Source organism: Bradyrhizobium sp. LjRoot220, from assembly GCF_964252915.1.
Lineage (GTDB): Bacteria > Pseudomonadota > Alphaproteobacteria > Rhizobiales > Xanthobacteraceae > Bradyrhizobium.
On sequence record NZ_CAXUPS020000002.1, the window covers coordinates 381,465 to 400,694 of the forward strand.

Below are 19,230 nucleotides of genomic sequence, written 5' to 3' on the forward strand. Positions count from 1 at the left end.
GGTTAAGATTCGGCGTGGGGCGTCTGCTACCGGTGAAGGAGGATTTCCCATGTACGCCGCCATTCGTCAGGGCAAGGCAAAGACCGGCATGGCCGAAGAGCTGGCACGCAGGATCAAGGAAGGTGCCATTCCGATCATCAGTGATGTCGAAGGTTTCATGGCCTACTACGTGGTCTATGCGCCCGACGACACGGTGACGGCGATCAGCATCTTCAACAACTACGCAGGCGCGGAAGAGTCCAACCGGCGCGGGGTCGCCTGGATTGAGCAGAATTTGACACCGCTGCTCACCGGGCCGGCCACCGCCGTTGCGGGACCGGTGATCGTTCATACGCTGGCATAAGCGAGAAAATCGTAGGTGGGCAAAGCCAACGGGTCGCGCGAATGCGCGCCCGATGACGGGCTCCGCGTGCCCACCGACGCGAAGATGGTGGTCGCGGCGCAACGCGCCATTGCCATCTACGAGTTAGCAACAAGTTGAAACGACGCCGCTCGCTAGATCGCTTCGCCGCGCGCCATCGCCGCCGCGTTGCGGATCGCGGCGATATTGGTCTTGTAGGCCTCCACGGTGCCGCCCTTGAACACCGCCGAGCCGGCGACCAGCGCATTGGCGCCGGCGGCGGCGAGTTCGCCGGCGACGTCCGGACCGACGCCGCCGTCGACCTCGATATCGATCGGACGGCCCGCGGTCATCGCCCTGATGTCGCGGACCTTGCCGAGCGCCGAGCGGATGAAGGCCTGGCCGCCGAAGCCAGGATTGACCGACATGACCAGCACGAGATCGATCAGGTCGATGACATATTCGATCGCGCTCACGGGCGTGCCCGGATTGAGCGAGACGCCGGCCTTCTTGCCGAGCGCGCGGATCGCCTGCAGCGAGCGATGCAAATGCGGGCCGGCCTCGGCGTGGACGGTGATGTGGTCGCAGCCGGCCTTGGCGAAGGCTTCGAGATAGGGATCGCACGGGGCGATCATCAAATGCGCGTCGAAGATCTTCTTGGTATGCGGGCGCATCGCCTTGATGACGTCGGGCCCGTAGGAAATGTTCGGCACGAAGTGCCCGTCCATCACGTCGAGATGGATCCAGTCGGCGCCGGCTTGATCCACCGCGCGGACTTCCTCGCCCAGTTTGGCGAAATCCGAAGCCAGGATCGACGGCGCGATGACGAGGGGCCGCGACGCAAATTGCTGGGACATGTGCGCTTTCCCGAAAGGTCTTCGAAGGGGCGGAACGGCCCCGCGTAACATGCAGGGCGGCCGGGGGCAATGCGGCCGCAAAGGACTCCTGTGGGCGGAAAAATCTGCCGCGGCGGGCAGCTATTGCCGGTCATGTCGGTGTGCTGGCGGACCGGGCGGGACAAGCGAAACCGTGATTTCATTGGGTTTCTCGCGGTGGCATGACGCTTGCTGAGGAACCGGCATGAATGATGTGCCGCGGGTGGCGGCGTTGCTGGAGTTTGGCCATGTTGCTTGCCCTAGGCGCCGCGTCGTCGGCGATCGATGCCCTCCAGGCGCTGACTTCCTCGAAGGCATCGTCCGCAAAATCCACCGGAACCACCAAGCCAAGCCTGTTCGACTCCTTCGCAAGTGCCTCGGCCTCGGCCGGTTCGAGCAGCGGGGCCAGCGCCGGCGGCGGTTCGCAGATCTCGCCGGCAACCATGAGCGCGCTGTTGGCCGCGCAAAGCCAGTCCACCACCGACGGAACCGGCTCCGCGTCAGCGAGCCGCTCGAATGCCCTCAAGAGCCTGTTCTCGCAAATCGACGGCGATGGCGACGGCAAGATCACCCAATCGGAATTCCAGACCGCGCTCGGCGCCGGCGGCACCAACGCCGGTAACGCCGATAGCGTATTTTCGAAGCTCGACAAGGACGGCGACGGCTCGGTCAGCCTTGGCGAACTGGCGTCGGCGCTGAAGGGCAGCAAGGGCCGCCACCATCACACCGCCGGCGGTTCCGGCGCCAACGGATCGAACTCCGATCCCCTGATGCAGGCGCTGCAGGGCGCCTCCACCACCTCCGTCACCAACAGCGACGGTTCGGTCACGACGTCATTGACCTATGCGGACGGGTCGAAGGTCACGATGACGTCGGCGGCATCGGGCAGCACGGCAACGTCGTCGTATAATTTCATCGAGAAGATGATCCAGCGCCAGGCCCAGGCGATTTCGGCTTCGGCCACGCCGTCGCTCTCGCTCAGCGCCTGAGCCCTTTTGTTTGACGCGTTTTCCCGGATCAAGTCCGGGGCGGGCTTTCGCTTGAAAACGCTCTGAGAGATCCGGTGGCGCTTCGGAATTCGATCTAGCCGAAGTGATCCTTCCATGCCGGTAGCGCGCCCAGAAAGGGCAGCGCGGTCGCTTCATGGACGCCGCGCGCGATCGCGCGGGTCACGACATTAGCCGCGACCATTCCAAGCTCGGTGAGACCGAACCGCGGATCGATCGCCTTCGTGCCGGTCGATGCTGCAAACACCACATCGCCGTCGGTTGGCGCGTGCACCGGATAGATGGCGCGGGCCATTCCGGTTTGCGCGATCATCGCCAGCCGCTTGGCCTGCGCCTTTGTCAGTATCGCGTCGGTGACGACGACCACGAGCGTGGTGTTTTCCGCAAAGCTCGCTTCCACGCCGCCCTTGAGCCGCGCCTTCAGCATGTCCTTCGTGAACGACGGCGGCAGTCCGCGGCCGCCATATTCGTTGCCGACCTCGAATGGTGCCGCCCAGAACCAGGGTCCATCGCCGACCGTGACGCTGCCGACGGCATTGACCACGGCGAGCGCCGCCACCATGACACCGCCATCGGTTTGCGCGGAGGCCGAACCAAGTCCACCCTTGAAATTGGGTGTGGTGGCGCCGAGGCCGGCGCCGACGCTGCCGAGCGCGAAGTCGGGGCCTGCGGCACATGCCGCGGCGTAGCCGAGATCGCGGTAGGGCGGGAAACGCCCCCAGGCTTTGTTGCCGCTGTTCAGGAGATCGAAGCAGATCGCACCGGGCACGATCGGTATAACCGCCTCGCGGATCCGCAGGCCGCGCCCCTGTTCGGCCAGCCAGGCCTGCACACCGCCCGCGGCATCCAGCCCTAGCGCCGAGCCACCCGAAAGCGCGATGCCGTCGATGGCCTCGACCGTGGCTTCAGGTTCGAGAAGGGCGGCATCGCGCAGACCGGGCCCGCCGCCGCGGACGTCGATCGACGCAATCGCGGGCTGGTCGAAAATGATCGCGGTAACCCCGGACGCAACCGCTGCGTCGTGGGCGTGGCCGACGCGAACGCCGGGTATGTCAGTGAGGAGATTTTTCAAGGAACCCGCCCGTTCAGATCCGCAGAGATCGCGCTCATCGTGGTTATCCCCGCCGGTACATCGGCCGTCAAGAAGGCCTCAACCACCCAACGCCAGTCTCAACATCCTGGCGAGTTCGGATTTGCGATAGGGCTTTGCCAGCAGCAGCACGCCGGAATCGAGGCGGCCGTGATGAACGATGGCGTTCTCGGTATATCCTGATGTGTACAGGGTCTTCAGCCCCGGCCGACGTTTCCGCGCTTCGTCGACCAGTTGGCGGCCATTCATGATGCCGGGCATGATGACGTCGGTGAACAGCAAATCGAGGGTCGGCGTGGCGTCGATGATCTGCAACGCCTCGCTGGCATTGGCGGCCTCGAGCGTGGTGTAGCCGAGGCTTTCGATCTGCGTCATCACATAACGGCGCACCAGCGAATCGTCCTCGACGACGAGAATGGTCTCGGTACCGCCCTCGACGTTGGCCGAGATCGCGGCTTCGGCAGCGGTCTGGTTCAATCCGGTGGCGCGCGGCAGGTACATCTTGACCGACGTGCCGTGGCCTTCCTCGCTGTAGATCTTGATGTGGCCGCCCGACTGCTTGACGAAACCGAACACCATGCTGAGCCCGAGGCCGGTGCCCTTGCCGACCTCCTTGGTGGTGAAGAAGGGATCGAACACCCGCTCGACCAGCGCCGCGGGGATTCCGGTGCCGGTATCGCTCACCGCCACCATCACATAATTGCCGGGCGTGACCTCGCTGTGCATGCTGGCGTAGTTTTCGTCGAGATAGATGTTGCTGGTCTCGAGCGCGAGCTTGCCGCCATTGGGCATGGCGTCGCGCGCGTTGAGGGCAAGGTTGAGCACCGCCGTCGACAGCTGGTTCGGATCGACCAGTGCCGTCCAAGCATCATCGGCCAGCAGCGGCGTGATCTCGACGTTCTCGCCGAGCGTCGGGTGCAGCAATTTGGCGGCCTCCAGCACCAGTGCATTGACGTCGACTTCAACGGGCTGCAGCGGTTGTTTGCGGGCAAAGGCCAGCAGATGCTTGGTCAGGTTGGCGCCGCGTTCGGCGGCTTCGTCGATCAACCGGGTGATCGCGACGAGTTCAGGCCTGTCGGCAACGGATTCCTCCAGGATTCCGATGGTCCCGGTGATCACGGTCAGGATGTTGTTGAAGTCGTGCGCGACGCCGCCGGTCAATTGGCCGATCGCGTCCATCTTCTGGATATGTCGTAATTGCGCTTCCGCCGCCTGCTTCTCGGTGAGGTCGCGGCCGATGAAGAAATGCCGTCGCACCGGCTCCGACCACGTGCCGGTCCAGTTCAGCGCAACCGGCGTTCCATCCTTGTGGACGTAGCGGGTCTCGAAGTTTCGCATTTCCTTTCCGCGCCGCGCGGCGCGCATCTCTGCGCGCGTGCTGTCGAGATCGTCGGGATGAATGAATAGCAGAGCGCTCCGGCCGGCCATTTCCGAAGGGTCATAACCCAGGATGACCTTGGCGCTCGGACTGACCTGGATGAGATTCCCGGTGCTGTCGGATACCAGGATGAGGTCATGCGAGGTCTCGAAGATCCGCTGCCGCTCTTCGATTTCCTGATCGAGCGCCTTCTCCGTCCGCTTGCTTTCGGTGATGTCGCGCGCGATTTTGGAGGCACCGGCAATTTCGCCCGACAGCGACCTGATCGGCGAGATGCTCAACAGGACGTCCACATTGCGGCCGTCGCGATGCACGCGCACGGTTTCGAAAGCTTCGATCGGGTCACCGCGGGCGATCCGTTCGAGGATGCCGCTGACTTCGGGGCGCCGGTCCGGCGGCACGATGATGTCGATGTGCCTGCCGACGGCTTCGATCGAGGTGAAGCCGAACAGGCGCTCGGCGGCCCGGTTCCAGGCCGTGATGATGCCGTCGAGCGATATGGTGATGATGGCGTCGTTGGAGGATTCCACGACCGCGCTGAAAAGGCGCTCGCGCTCGGTGTGGAGGCTGCGCTCGGAAGCGGCCTGGCGGCGCACCTTTTCGAGCAACCGGGCCAACTGGCCTTGCAGGGCGACATTGTCGACCAGGAGCACCGCGAGGACGAAGCTGGCCGCACAAAGTCCATAGAGCCGGCCGGCATAAAAGCCCAAATCGAACCGAGCCGCGTTGAGAATTCCGGACAGCGCGATGTCGTACATCCATGCAACCATCACGACCATGAGCCAGACATCGAGCACGGAATGCGGGCGCCGGAACCACAGGATCAGCAGGGTCACGAAGCTGAGAAGCACTTCGGCGGTCAGCGTGCCGATCAAGGTCGACGTGAAGCGTCCGCCGCTGATCATCGTCGGCAAGAAGTCGTGGCCGGCGGTGACGATCCAGGTCGCAATCGACATCGCAATACTGACCGCAACGATGCTGCCCAGGATAGCCCGACCGACCGATCCGCGTATTTTCGGACCGCCATCGCTGTCTTTCAACAGCGCATAGCCGAGCGCACACAGCGGGAAGCCAATGTGCCAGATCTGGTACAGCCAGGCCGTTGTCTGCGGACCGGCATTGAGAAGGCCGGTCGGGACAAATACACCCGGAAAGCTCAGGAGGTGAACGATCGCGGCGAAAGCGGTAAACAAATATCCGCTCGCGAGCAGCAGCAGCGCCCGCGTGCGCAGGATAGCGAATTGCGAAAACAGCAGGATCGCGGTGATGAGATCGTTGATCGCGAGCGCGGACTGGTAACTCGCAATGAACGCCGGGATTGGGGTGAGCGCTACCCTGGCATAGACCGCGGCGATGACGAACAGAACCGAGGAGACGCCGACCACTGCCAGCGCAGCCCTGTGATCGCGGCTGGTTGCCGGAAGGGTCGATAGAAAATTGCTGCGTTCGTCAGCCGTCTGCATCGTTGTCCCCGGCAAACTGGCATCGAACGCGCCATCGGACCAGTAGCAAATGCGCGAACATTAACCTATCCACCGACGTGGCGTATCTTGCCGATATGCGGATATTGATCGGGAGGGCTGCTGGACTGTTAACAGGCCGGAGACGCGAAGCCGCCCGAGCGCCGGGCGAAAAAGCGATACGAAGTCTACAATGAAGTCATGCTAAACGGAATCAACTCAAGCTTACATACTACCTGTTCAATTGCGGTTCGCAATGGTTGGTCCGGGTAACCGTCCCTTTACCGAACGGTCGAATAGTGCCGGTGGCGTTGCGCCTTCAGTCGGATTTTCATCTAAGCTGTTGCACGACCGATCCGGGATTTTTTCATGCCCCGTGTGCTTGTGATTGACGACCAGTCCGACGTGCGCACGATGATCTCGATCGTGCTGCGGATCAACCATTTCGAAATCGTCGAAGCCGCTACCGCCGAAGCGGGATTGCAAGCATTCGAAGCAGCTGGTTTCGACCTCGCGGTCGTCGATATCTTCCTGCAGGGCTCGAACGGCTCCGATGTTATCGCAACGATGCGCGAACGGGTGCCGGATCTGCCCGTTGTCGCGATATCCGGCATGACGGCGCTCGACTTCCTGGCCAAATCGCCGGAATTGGCTGATGTGGTCTGCCTGCAGAAACCGTTTCGTCCCAACGATCTGATCCGCGCGATCGACGCCGCACGGGAAGCCGTGCGGCCATCGGCAAGTGCCGTTGCCGGCGCGGTGACGCTGTAATCCAAGCCTACAAACTCAAGCCGTCAGGGCCGGGCCGACTGTCCAACGCGCCTGCTGCCAGTCCCATCCGCCATGGCCTTCTGAGGCGGGGCCGGATCGGGCGCAGTCTGGCGCGTGAGCGGAACCGAGAGCCGGCAGATCAGACCTTCGGGGCGCCAATCGAATTCGGCCTTGCCGCCAAGTTGCGACTCGATGCTGGCGATGACGCTTCTCGTTCCGAATCCCCTTGATATCGGCTTTTCGACCACAGGCCCGCCGGTCTCCGTCCAGACGACGTCGAGGAGGCCCGCCTCGAGTTGCCAGCTTACCGACAGCCGACCCGTCAACGTCGACAGCGCGCCATACTTGGCCGAGTTGGTGACGAGCTCGTGCAGGGCCAAAGCCACCGTCTGTGCAGTTGCCGGTTGCAGCTGCACCTCGGCGCCGCGCAATGCGATCTGATCGCCGGTCGAATAGGGCGCGAGCTCTTCGTCGATCAGCTTTCCGATCTCGGCGCCTTGCCAGCTCGAGAGCGACAGCACGGTGTGAACCCGCGCGAGCGCGGTGATGCGTCCTTCGACCGAGCGGATGTAACTCTTGACGTTTTCGCCCCGCGTCAGCCGGACGATGGATTGCGCCAGCGCCAGCGCGTTCTTGGCGCGATGGTCGACTTCCCGGGCCAGCAGGTTTTGGCGTTCTTCGGCCTGCTTGCGCTCGGTGATATCGACGGTCACGCCGCTGACACGGATCACGCGGCCATCCTTGTCGGTGCTCGCCGCGGCCGTTCCGGTGCACCAGCGCACCTCGCCATCGGGTCGGATGATCCGAAACTCGGCCTCGTATGATTTCGCGCCTCTGGCGAAGCTCGCCCACGCATCGTGCAGTTCTGGAACGTCGTCCGGATGAATCAGGGACTGAATATTGGCCGGCGTCAGCTCGAAACGGCCGGGATCGACGCCGAGAATTTGATACTGGCCCTCGTCCCACATCCAGTCGCCATTGACCCAGTCCCAGTCCCAGGACCCCATCTTTCCTGCGGCGATCGCCAGACTCCGGCGCTGCTCGCTTTCGAGCAGCCGCGTGTGGGATTCTTCCAGTTCAGCGGTGCGGGCGCGAACCCGGTCCTCCAGTTCGACGTTGAGCCGCTCCAGCTGACGGGTCTTGCGATAGAGTTCGGCGAACACCTTGATCTTGGCACGCAACACTTCAGGCACCACCGGCACCGGAACGTAGTCGACCGCGCCCATTTCATAGCCGCGCAGCCGGTCCAGATCGCTGACCTGGATCGCCGATATGAAGATCATTGCCGTCTTCTGGAAACGGGGATGTTCACGGATCATCGCTGCGAGTTCGAAACCGTCCAGTTCCGGCATGCAGACGTCGACCAGGATGATGGCGACGTCGTTCTTCAGCAGGAACTCGAGCGCCTCGCGCCCCGACGCCGCCGAGACCAGGTTCTCTCCAAGCTCCTTCAGGATGACTTCGTAGGCGAGCAGCTTTGCCGGCTGATCGTCCACCAGAAGAATGTTTACTTTTTCTTGGTCCATCATCTGCGCGCCGATCAGCGGTGGAGCCACATACGGATGGCGAGGAGCAATTGCTCGGTGTTGACGGGCTTTGCCAGATAGTCCGACGCTCCGGCCTCAAGGCACTTCTCGCGGTCGCCCTTCATCGCCTTTGCGGTCAGCGCGATGATGGGAAGGCGTCCAAACGACGGGTTTTGCCGGATCACCCCGATGGTCTGGTAGCCGTCCATTTGCGGCATCATGATATCCATCAGCACGATCGCGATCCTGGGGTTGGATTCGACCAGCGCAATGGCCTCGTGGCCGGTGGTCGCGGTCAGCACCTTCATGCCGCGCCGCTCCAGCACGCTCGATAGGGCGAAGATGTTTCGGGCGTCGTCGTCCACCAGCAGCGCGGTCTTGCCAACAAGATCCTCATCGGAACTATTGAGCTTCTCCAGCATCCTCTGCTTTTCGGCTGGCAATTCCGTGATCACACGGTGCAAAAACAGCGACGTTTCGTCGAGCAGGCGTTCCGGCGATTCGACGCCCTTGACCACGATGCTGCGGGCCATGGTGTGGAGTTCCGCGTCTTCCTCGGCGGAAAGTTCCCGCCCGGTGAACACGACCACCGGCACGTTCGACAGGGCCTCGTCGTTGCGAATCTGGTCGAGCACCTCGAAACCGCTCATGTCCGGCAACCGCAGGTCCAGCACGACGCAGTCGCAGGGGCTGTCGCGCAGCGTCGCGAGTGCGCCGGCCCCGGTATCGGTGGTGAGGATCTCGATGTCGCCGTGATCGAGCAAGGCCTTGATGCTCATCTGCTCGGCGGCGTTGTCTTCCACGATCAGAAGACGCTTGCGCCGCGGCTTGGCGTATTCCTTGATCTGGGACAGTGCGGCGCTGACGCCTTCGGTGGTCGTCGGCTTGTTGACGAAGGAAAACGCGCCGCGTGCCAGCGCGTGCTGGCGATCCTCGTCGAGCGTGATGATTTGCACCGGAATGTGCCGGGTCAGCGGATTATGCTTGAGCTGGCTCAGCACGGTCCAGCCCAGCATGTCCGGCAGGAAGACGTCGAGCGACACCGCCGTGGGCTGGAACTGCTTGGCGAGTTCGAGCGCCTCGGCGCCGCGACTGGCGACCAGGACCTTGAAGCCCTTGTCGCGGGCAAGATCGATCAGCACCCGCGCGTAGTGCGGATCGTCCTCGACGATCAAAAGGATGGTGTCGCCGGCCTCGAGATTGAGCCGGTCATCCGGCAGTTGCTCGATCACCCGCTCCTGGGTTGCTGCGGCCTGTTGCGCGGACGCCGTCAGATAGGATGACGGGGCAGGGATTCGCGGCGCGACGGTGGGCCCGGAATATTTCAGCGGCAGATAGAGCACGAAGGTGCTGCCTTTGCCCGGGGCGCTGCGCAGATGAATTTCGCCGCCGAGCAGGCTTGCAAGTTCGCGGCTGATGGCGAGGCCAAGGCCGGTACCGCCATACTTTCGGCTGGTGCCGGCATCGGCCTGCTGGAACGCCTCGAAGATCAGCTTCTGCTTTTCCGGCGGGATGCCGATACCGGTGTCGGTGACCTCGAAGGCAACGACGGCGGGGGCATGGTTCAGGATCGGGTGCTCCGCGCTCCATCCGCCCAGCGCGGCCGAGACGCTCATCCTCACGCCGCCCTCGGCCGTGAACTTGAACGCGTTCGACAGCAGGTTTTTCAGCACCTGCTGCAGCCGTTTGGAGTCGGTCACCATGCTGCGGGCGAGATTATCGTCGACGTTGATGTTGAACGAGAGTTGGCGGTTTTCGGCCTCGTGCCTGAACGGCCGCCCGACCGTCTCCAGCAGGCTCGAGGTGAGGATTTCCTCGGCGTCGACCGTCACCGTTCCGGATTCGATCTTCGACAGGTCGAGGATGTCGCTGATCAGGTTGAGCAGGTCAGTGCCGGCGCCGTGGATGGTGCGGGCGAATTCGACCTGTTTCAGCGACAGATTGCCGTCGGGGTTTTCCGTGAGCTGCTGGCCGAGGATCAGGATGCTGTTGAGCGGCGTGCGCAGCTCATGCGACATGTTGGCGAGGAATTCGGACTTGTACTTCGATGTCAGCGAAAGCTCGGTCGCCTTCTCCTCGAGCGCGCGCCGGGCCTGTTCGATTTCCTGATTCTTTCTTTCCACCTCGACGTTACGTTCGGCGAGCTGCTGGGCCTTCTGCTCGAGCTGTTCGTTGGTCTGCTGCAGTTCCTTCTGCTGGGTCTGCAATTCGCCGGCGAGCTGTTGCGATTGCTTCAGCAGGCCTTCGGTCTGCATCGTGGCCTCGATGCTGTTGAGCACGATGCCGATACTGTCCGTGAGCTGTTCGAGGAAGGTCATCTGCGAGGTCGTGAACGAGCTGACGGAGGACAGCTCGATGACGGCCTTGACCTGGTTCTCGAACAGCACCGGCAGCACGACGAGATTCTTCGGGACCACGCGGAGCAGCGCCGAATTGATCGGCATGGTGTCGGCCGGGATGTCCGAAATCACGCGCGGGCGCTTGTCCATCGCGGATTGCCCGATCAGACCTTCGCCGAATTGCACGAATTGCGGGTGAGGGTGGTTGCCGTCGCCGGCGTAGGCGGAGAGCAGGCGCAGCTGCCGGTTGTCTTCGCTTTCGACCCGGTAGATGACGCCCATATGGCCGTTCACCAGCGGCGTCAATTCGGTGAGCAGCAGCCGGCCGACCGTGGTGAGATCGCGCTGGCCCTGCAGCATATTGGTGAATTTGGCGAGGTTGGTCTTCAGCCAGTCCTGCTCGGTATTGACGTCGGTGGTGAGCCGGAGATTGCCGATCATGGTGTTGATGTTGTCTTTGAGCTCGGCGACTTCGCCGCGAGCATCGACCTGGATCGAGCGGGTGAGGTCGCCCTTGGTGACGGCGGTCGCCACTTCCGCGATCGCGCGCACCTGCGAGGTCAGATTGGCGGCCAGCAGGTTGACGTTGCCGGTGAGGTCCTTCCAGGTGCCGGCGGCGCCCGGCACGTTGGCCTGGCCGCCGAGCCGTCCCTCGACGCCGACTTCGCGCGCCACGCTGGTGACCTGATCGGCGAAGGTTGCCAGCGTTTCGGTCATGTTGTTGATGGTGTCGGCCAGCGCCGCGACTTCGCCCTTCGACTTCACCGTCAGGTTCTGCTTCAGATCGCCGTCGGCGACTGCGGTCACCACCTTGACGATGCCGCGCACCTGCTCGGTCAGGTTGGCGGCCATGAAGTTGACGGTGTCGGTGAGGTCCTTCCAGGTTCCGGCGACACCGGGCACCTGCGCCTGGCCGCCGAGCTTGCCCTCGGTGCCGACCTCGCGTGCCACGCGCGTCACCTCGCCCGCAAACGCGTTCAACTGGTCCACCATCGTGTTGATGGTGTTCTTCAGTTCCAGGATTTCGCCCTTCACGTCGACGGTGATCTTGCGCGACAGGTCGCCGCGCGCCACGGCGGTAGTGACCTCGGCGATGTTGCGGACCTGCGTGGTCAGGTTGGCGGCGAGCAGGTTGACGTTGTCGGTGAGGTCCTTGAACGTTCCGCCGACGCCGGGCACCACGGCCTGGCCGCCGAGCCGTCCTTCGGTGCCGACCTCGCGCGCGACGCGGGTCACTTCGGCCGCGAACGAGCGCAACTGTTCGACCATCGTATTCAAGGTATCCTTGAGCAGCAGGATCTCGCCGCGGACGTCGACCGTGATCTTTTTCGACAGATCGCCGCCGGCAATCGCGGTCGCGACTTCAGCGATGTTACGGACCTGCGCCGTCAGGTTCGAGGCCATGAAGTTGACGTTGTCGGTGAGGTCCTTCCAGGTGCCGGCGACTTCCGGCACCTGCGCCTGGCCGCCGAGCTTGCCTTCAGTGCCGACCTCGCGCGCCACGCGGGTCACTTCGGAGGCGAACGCGTTGAGCTGGTCGACCATGGTGTTGACGGTGTTCTTTAGTTCGAGAATCTCGCCCTTGACGTCCACCGTGATCTTCTTGGACAGGTCGCCCTTGGCCACCGCCGTGGTCACTTCGGCGATGTTGCGGACCTGGCCGGTCAAATTGCCGGCCATCGAGTTGACGTTGTCGGTGAGGTCCTTCCAGGTGCCGGCGACGCCGGGCACGTTGGCCTGACCGCCGAGCCGGCCTTCGGTGCCGACCTCGCGCGCCACGCGCGTCACTTCGCCAGCGAACCGGTTGAGCTGGTCGACCATCGTGTTGAGCGTTTCCTTCAGCTGCAGGATCTCGCCGCGAACGTCCACGGTAATCTTGCGCGACAGGTCGCCGCCGGCGATGGCGGTCGCGACCTCGGCGATGTTGCGCACCTGGGCGGTCAAATTGCCGGCCATCGAGTTGACGCTGTCCGTCAAGTCCTTCCAGGTGCCGGCGACGCCGGGCACTTCGGCCTGGCCGCCGAGCTTGCCGTCGGTGCCGACCTCGCGCGCCACGCGCGTCACTTCGCCGGCGAACGCGTTGAGCTGGTCGACCATGGTGTTGAGCGTTTCCTTCAGCTGAAGGATTTCACCTGATACGTTGACCGTGATCTTCTTGGACAAGTCGCCCTTGGCGACCGCGGTGGCGACTTCGGCGATGTTGCGGACCTGGCCGGTCAGATTGCTCGCCATCGAGTTGACGCTGTCGGTGAGATCCTTCCAGGTGCCGGCGACGCCGCGCACCATCGCCTGGCCGCCGAGCTTGCCTTCGGTGCCGACTTCGCGCGCGACGCGCGTCACTTCGCCGGCAAACGCGTTGAGCTGGTCGACCATCGTGTTGACGGTGTCCTTTAGCTCCAGAATTTCGCCGCGCACGTCCACCGTGATCTTCTTGGACAGATCGCCATTGGCCACCGCCGTCGTTACTTCGGCGATGTTGCGGACCTGCGCGGTCAGATTGCTCGCCATCGAGTTGACGCTCTCGGTCAGATCCTTCCAGGTGCCGGCGACGCCGAGCACGTTGGCCTGGCCGCCGAGGCGCCCGTCGGTACCGACTTCGCGCGCGACACGCGTCACTTCGCCGGCAAACGCGTTGAGCTGGTCGACCATCGTATTGAGCGTTTCCTTCAGCTGAAGGATTTCACCGGACACGTTGACGGTGATCTTCTTGGAGAGGTCGCCGCCCGCGATCGCGGTCGCGACGTCGGCAATGTTGCGGACCTGCGCGGTCAGGTTGGAGGCCATGAAGTTGACGTTGTCGGTGAGGTCCTTCCAGGTACCGGCGACGCCGGGTACCTGGGCCTGGCCGCCCAATTTACCTTCGGTGCCGACCTCGCGCGCGACGCGCGTCACCTCCGAGGCGAACGAGTTGAGCTGGTCCACCATCGTGTTGATGGTGTCTTTCAATTCCAGGATTTCGCCGCGGACATCCACCGTGATCTTGCGCGAGAGGTCGCCGCGGGCCACCGCGGTGGTGACGTTGGCGATGTTGCGGACCTGCGCGGTCAAGTTGCCGCACATCGCGTTCACGGAGTCGGTGAGGTCCTTCCAGGTGCCGGCGACGCCGGGCACGATCGCCTGACCGCCGAGCTTGCCGTCGGTGCCGACTTCGCGGGCGACACGGGTGACTTCGGAGGCGAACGAGCGCAGCTGGTCCACCATGGTGTTGATGGCTTCCTTCAGCTGCAGGATCTCGCCGCGGACGTCGACGGTGATCTTTTTCGACAGGTCGCCATTGGCGACCGCGATGGTGACTTCGGCGATGTTGCGGACCTGGCCGGTGAGGTTGTTGGCCATCGAGTTGACGCTCTCGGTCAAATCCTTCCAGACGCCGGTCACTTCCGGCACCTGCGCCTGGCCGCCGAGCTTGCCCTCGGTGCCGACCTCGCGCGCCACCCGGGTCACTTCCGAGGTGAACACGCTGAGCTGCTTGATCATCGTGTTGACGATGTTGGCGGACTGCAGAAACTCGCCGCCCAGCGGGCGGCCGTCGACATCGAGTTGTACGGTCTGCAACAGGTCTCCCTGCGCCACGGCGGCGACCGCCCGGGTCACCTCGCGGGTCGGCCAGAGCAGGTCGTCGATCAGGGTGTTGACCGACCCTTCCATGTCCGCCCACGAGCCGCTCGAAAGATCGAATTTGACGCGCTGCCGGGTTTTTCCCTCGCGGCCGACGACCTGTCCGACCCGCTCCAGTTGCTGCGCCATTCGCTGATTGGCGGCGACGATCTCATTGAAGGTGTCGGCGATCTTGCCTTCGATACCGAGATGATCGCCGGTCATCCGCACCGAGAAATCGCCGGAGCGCATCGCCTGCAGCGCGTGCAGGAGATCGTGCATCGGGTCGGGTTTGCCGTTGGCTTCCGGTTTGCGCTTGGAGGGGCGGCGGGCCTGGGATGCCCCAGGGGAAAGATCACTCATGGTGTCTCCTCGCGGCGACGTCGCACGAATCTGTATGCTGGCATGCGATCTGCGTCATAAGACGTGCCGCCCAGTCCGTTATCAAGGTGGAATAATAGTGATGCAGCAAAATCAATGACATGGAACTCAGCCCAAGGTCGTTAAAGCCATTCGGGTCCTTTTGGTTCCCCCGTTACGGGAAAAAAGTTCCGCTATCGCCAACGGCCGTTAACCGTTGTGGGATCCCGAGTTTCCTCGATGAACGCGCCGCAAACAAAAACGCCCCGGCAAGCCGGGGCGTTCGTTGTTAGCAAAGGCGGTGAGGGGACTTAAGAGCCCTTCGGATTGATCTCGGTGTAGTTGCCCTTGGCATCCCACTTGTAGACGACATAGTCGATCGCCTTGATGTCGCCCTTGGCATCGAAGCCCATCTTGCCGAGCACGGTATCCCACTCGCCGGCCTTGATGGCTTCCATCACCTTCTTCGGATCGGTCGAGCCGACCTTCGCCACCGCCTTCGTCCAGACCTGCATCGCGGCGTAGGTGTAGAGGGTGTAGCCTTCAGGGTCGATGTTCTTGGCCTTGAACTTGGCGACGATCTCCTTGGCGGTCGCCTTGTTGCGCGGATCGGGGCCGAAGGTGAACAGCGTGCCTTCGGCGGCGGGACCTGCGATCGAGGCGAACTCCTTGTCGTTCAAGGCGTCGCCCGCCATCAACACCGTCTTCAGGCCCTGGTCGCGCATCTGGCGCAGGATGAGGCCGGATTCCTGATGGTAACCGCCGACAAAGACCAGATCGATATTGTCGCGCTTCAGCCGCGACACGATCGCGTTAAAATCCTTGTCGCCCTTGTTATAGGATTCGAACATCTTCTCGGTGACGCCGGCCTTGTTGAGCGCCTTCTTTGTTTCGTCGGCGAGGCCTTTGCCGTAGGTGGTCTTGTCGTTGAGGATGGCGACGTTCTTGCCCTTGTAGTTCTTGACGATGTAACCGGCGGCAATCAGGCCCTGCTGATCGTCGCGGCCGCAGACGCGCGCCACGTTCCAGAGCTTGCGCTCGGTGAACAGCGGGTTGGTCGAGGCCGGCGTAATCTGCAGCACGTTGCCGTCGGCATAGGCTTCCGACGCCGGGATCGACGAGGACGAACAGAAATGTCCGGCGACGAACGGGATCTTCGCGCTGGCGAACTTCTCCGCCACCGAGCGCGCCTGCTTGGGATCGCAGGCATCGTCACCGACCTGCAGCGCCAGCTTCTTGCCCATGACGCCGCCGGCGGCGTTGATGTCGGCCACAAACTGCTCGGCGCCGTTCTTCATTTGCCGGCCGAATGCGGATTCGCCGCCCGTCATCGGGCCCGCCACTGCAATATTGATGTCCTGCGCCAGCGCGCTTGCCGATAGCGCCAATGATGCGCCCAATGCCAGGCCGATGAGTTTCAGTGATTTCATGAGTGTCCTCGCGGGGATAGTCGCTACGGGACGCACCCGGCGGACCGGGTACGCAAACCGGGGCCATTGTCCGCTGATTTTGCGGCGAAGTCATCGGGAAATTTCAGGCAAATCCACCGTCCGTTCGCAGCATCTTGCCGCAGCGTGCGGCTTTCGCGTTCAGCGCTAGCCGCGCCGGCCGCCCTCCAGATAGGCGGCGCGGATTTCCGGGCGCTGCAGCAATTCGCTGCCGGTGCCGGACAGCGTGATCAGCCCGTTGACCATGACATAGCCGCGATGGGCGAGTTTCAGCGCATGATTGGCGTTTTGTTCGACGATCAGAACGGTCAGGCCGTCCTGCCGGTTCAGGGTCCGGATCGCGTCGAAGATCTGCCGCGCGATCAGGGGGGCCAGGCCGAGCGACGGCTCATCGAGCATCAGCAGCCGCGGCCGGCTCATCAGGGCGCGGCCGATCGCGAGCATCTGCTGCTCGCCGCCGGACAGGGTGCCGCCGCGCTGGGTCATGCGCTCCTTGAGCCGCGGGAACAGCGCAAAAATGCGCTCCAGGCCGCGTGCGCGGTCGGCTTCGCTGGAATCGGTCGCGTCGGCGCCCATCTGCAGGTTTTCCGCCACGCTCATGCGCGGGAAAATCCGGCGGCCTTCCGGGGACTGGGCGATGCGCAGCCGCGCGATCTCGTGCGTGGGCACGCCGGTGATGTCCTGGCCGTCATATTCGATCCGGCCCGCCCGGGCGCGGGGCCTGCCGAACACCGTCATCATCAAGGTCGATTTGCCGGCGCCGTTGGCGCCGATCAAGGCAACGATCTCGCCGGCGTTGATCTCGAGATCGACGCCCTTCAGCGCCTCGATCTTGCCGTAGGCCGCGCGCAAGCCGCGGATCGCGAGCAGCGGCGTAGTTGGGGATGACGCGGTCACGTTCCGCTCTCCATCACCGCGATGGCTTCCTCCTCGTCGGCGCCGAGATAGGCGGCGATCACCTTGGGATCGTCGCGGACATGTTGCGGCGTGCCCTCGGCGATCTTGACGCCGTAATCCATCACGACGACGTGGTCGGAGATTTCCATCACCACCGACATGTCGTGCTCGATCAAGAGGATCGAGGTGCCCTGATTGGCGCGGATCGAGAGCAGCAGTTCGCTCAGGCTTGCGCTCTCCCGCGCGTTCAGCCCGGCGGCCGGTTCATCGAGGCAGAGCAGCGCGGGTTCAGTGCACATCGCGCGCGCGATTTCGAGGCGGCGTTGATCGCCATAGGGTAGATTGCCGGCGGCATCGTCGGCGCGGTCCAAAAGACCGATGCGCTCCAGCCAGGTTCGCGCCAGCTCGATCGCCGCTTTTTCTGCTTCGCGCCAGGACGGCGCGCCAATCAGCCCGAGCAGCGTGAGGCCGGAGGCGCGCATCAGCGCATTGTGCTGAGCCACCATCAAATTCTCCAGCGCCGTCATGCCGGGAAAGAGTCGGATGTTCTGGAAGGTGCGCGCGACCTTTGCCTGCTTGGAAATCCGGAAATCGTTCAGCCGTTCGAGTTGGATCCTGGTGCCGTCATCATGGGTCAGACGCATGCTGCCGCTGGTCGGCTTGTAGAAGCCGGTGATGCAGTTGAACACGGTGGTCTTGCCGGCGCCGTTCGGTCCGATGAGGGCAGTGATCTTGCGCCGTTCGGCGCCGAAGGAGAGGTCGTTGACGGCGACGATGCCGCCGAATCGCATCGACAGATGGTCGACAGAAAGGATGTGGTCGTCGCTCATCGCCCCTCCTTGACGAGGTCGGACGAGATCGTCTGGTTGCGCTCCAGGAATACGGTCGGCGCGCGGTGGCCGATCAGCCCGCGCGGGCGCCAGATCATCAAAAGCACCATCGCCATACCGAATACCAGCATGCGGTATTGGTCGAGCCCGCGGAACAGCTCGAAGCCGCCGATCAGCGCCAGCGCAGCCAGCGCCACGCCAAGCTGCGAGCCCATTCCGCCCAGCACCACGATCGCCAGCACCAGCGCCGATTCATGGAAGGTGAAGGATTCCGGGCTGATGAAGCCTTGCCGGGTCGCAAAGAACGCGCCGGCGAAACCGCCGAACATCGCGCCGGTCGCAAACGCCGTCAGCTTGGTCGTGGTGGTGTTGATACCGAGCGCGCGGCAGGCGACCTCATCCTCGCGCAAGGCTTCCCAGGCGCGGCCGAGGGGCAGGCGGCGCAGGCGGATCGTGACCCAGTTGGTGAGCAGCGCCAGTGCCAGGATCAGATAGAACAGAAAGACGATGCGGTGGGTCGTCGAGAATTCGATGCCGAGTTTGGCCGCAAGTCCGTCCTCGCCCGGCGACAGCGGAATGCCGAACATGGTTGGCCGGGGAATGCCGGTGACGCCGTTCGGGCCGCCCGTCACGCTCTGCCAGTTGAGCAGGATGAGGCGGATGATCTCGCCGAACGCCAGCGTGACGATGGCGAGATAGTCACCGCGCAGTCGGAGCACGGGAAAGCCGAGCAGCACGCCCCAGAACGCGGCGAGGATGCCGGCGAGCGGCAGGCAGACCCAGAATGACAGTCCGAAATTGGTCGCGAGCAGGGCGTATGAATAGGCGCCAACAGCGTAGAACGCGACATAGCCGAGGTCGAGCAGGCCGGCGAGGCCGACCACCACGTTCAATCCCCATCCCAGCATCACATAGGTCAGCACCAGGATGCCAAGGTCGAGAATGTAGCGTTCATTGTAGAAGATCACCGGCACCAGGAAGGTGAAGATCAGCAGCACCGGCGCGACGAGACGCGCCGCGAGCGACAGCGCCGATGTTACCTGTGGCGGCACGATCCGCACGGTGCCGACCGGTCCCCACCAGTGCCGCAACAATTCGACGACGATGCTGCCGCCGAACACAGTCGCGACCATGGCGGCGAGATCGCCGAAGCGCGTCCAGTAAATCAGTTGTCCCTCTGGTCCGGCTTCGGTGCGCACGCCGATCATCAATGAAAACAACACCAGTGCGACCAGCGCACTGATCAGGGCCTTCTTGAAGATGAAGGCGATGCCGGGAGCGCGTGAGGTTTGCATGGCGGCGGGGGGCGCGT

12 protein-coding genes are annotated in these 19,230 nt (G+C 63.5%); 3 read left to right on the forward strand and 9 right to left on the reverse strand.

The window, feature by feature from the left end:
- Nucleotides 1-49: 49 nt before the first annotated feature.
- Nucleotides 50-343: an antibiotic biosynthesis monooxygenase gene (locus tag ACSQ84_RS10170; protein WP_209844478.1), complete on the forward strand. Its 294-nt coding sequence runs from the start codon at nucleotides 50-52 to the stop codon at nucleotides 341-343.
- A 152-nt stretch (nucleotides 344-495) separates the two neighbouring features.
- Here ACSQ84_RS10170 and rpe read toward each other — a convergent pair whose 3' ends face one another.
- Nucleotides 496-1,197 (reverse strand): ribulose-phosphate 3-epimerase, encoded by a 702-nt coding sequence (gene rpe, locus ACSQ84_RS10175; protein ID WP_436211540.1) that lies wholly within the window; start codon nucleotides 1,195-1,197, stop codon nucleotides 496-498.
- Nucleotides 1,198-1,463: 266 nt separating this feature from the next.
- Between rpe and ACSQ84_RS10180 the strand changes: the two genes are divergently transcribed.
- Nucleotides 1,464-2,204 (forward strand): EF-hand domain-containing protein, encoded by a 741-nt coding sequence (locus ACSQ84_RS10180; RefSeq protein ID WP_436211541.1) that lies wholly within the window; start codon nucleotides 1,464-1,466, stop codon nucleotides 2,202-2,204.
- Nucleotides 2,205-2,298: 94 nt separating this feature from the next.
- Here the strand turns inward: ACSQ84_RS10180 and ACSQ84_RS10185 are convergent, their stop codons facing one another.
- The gene (locus ACSQ84_RS10185) at nucleotides 2,299-3,294 is read right to left on the reverse strand and encodes a P1 family peptidase (RefSeq protein WP_436211542.1); all 996 of its coding nucleotides are present in this window, start codon (nucleotides 3,292-3,294) and stop codon (nucleotides 2,299-2,301) included.
- A gap of 78 nt (nucleotides 3,295-3,372) precedes the next feature.
- The gene (locus ACSQ84_RS10190; RefSeq protein ID WP_436211543.1) at nucleotides 3,373-6,153 is read right to left on the reverse strand and encodes a PAS domain S-box protein; all 2,781 of its coding nucleotides are present in this window, start codon (nucleotides 6,151-6,153) and stop codon (nucleotides 3,373-3,375) included.
- Nucleotides 6,154-6,519: 366 nt separating this feature from the next.
- Here ACSQ84_RS10190 and ACSQ84_RS10195 point away from each other — a divergent pair, with 366 nt between their 5' ends.
- Nucleotides 6,520-6,921, forward strand: coding sequence for a response regulator (locus ACSQ84_RS10195; protein ID WP_436211544.1), 402 nt, complete (start codon nucleotides 6,520-6,522; stop codon nucleotides 6,919-6,921).
- Nucleotides 6,922-6,944: 23 nt separating this feature from the next.
- Here the strand turns inward: ACSQ84_RS10195 and ACSQ84_RS10200 are convergent, their stop codons facing one another.
- The 6 genes from ACSQ84_RS10200 to livM all read right to left on the reverse strand — a co-directional run bounded on the left by ACSQ84_RS10200 (nucleotide 6,945) and on the right by livM (nucleotide 19,213).
- The gene (locus ACSQ84_RS10200; protein ID WP_436212256.1) at nucleotides 6,945-8,447 is read right to left on the reverse strand and encodes a sensor histidine kinase; all 1,503 of its coding nucleotides are present in this window, start codon (nucleotides 8,445-8,447) and stop codon (nucleotides 6,945-6,947) included.
- 14 nt (nucleotides 8,448-8,461) lie between these two features.
- Complete coding sequence (locus ACSQ84_RS10205; protein ID WP_436212257.1) at nucleotides 8,462-14,665, reverse strand: HAMP domain-containing protein; 6,204 nt, start codon at nucleotides 14,663-14,665, stop codon at nucleotides 8,462-8,464.
- Nucleotides 14,666-15,054: 389 nt separating this feature from the next.
- Nucleotides 15,055-16,173: a branched-chain amino acid ABC transporter substrate-binding protein gene (locus ACSQ84_RS10210; RefSeq protein WP_436211545.1), complete on the reverse strand. Its 1,119-nt coding sequence runs from the start codon at nucleotides 16,171-16,173 to the stop codon at nucleotides 15,055-15,057.
- Between the two features lie 165 nt (nucleotides 16,174-16,338).
- Complete coding sequence (locus tag ACSQ84_RS10215) at nucleotides 16,339-17,088, reverse strand: ABC transporter ATP-binding protein (RefSeq protein WP_436211546.1); 750 nt, start codon at nucleotides 17,086-17,088, stop codon at nucleotides 16,339-16,341.
- Nucleotides 17,085-17,918 carry an ABC transporter ATP-binding protein gene (locus tag ACSQ84_RS10220; protein ID WP_436211547.1) on the reverse strand — a complete coding sequence of 278 codons (834 nt, stop codon included), beginning with the start codon at nucleotides 17,916-17,918 and terminating at the stop codon, nucleotides 17,085-17,087. Before ACSQ84_RS10220 ends, ACSQ84_RS10215 begins: the two co-directional genes overlap by 4 nt.
- Nucleotides 17,915-19,213, reverse strand: coding sequence for a high-affinity branched-chain amino acid ABC transporter permease LivM (livM, locus tag ACSQ84_RS10225; protein ID WP_436212258.1), 1,299 nt, complete (start codon nucleotides 19,211-19,213; stop codon nucleotides 17,915-17,917). Before livM ends, ACSQ84_RS10220 begins: the two co-directional genes overlap by 4 nt.
- Nucleotides 19,214-19,230 lie beyond the last annotated feature (17 nt).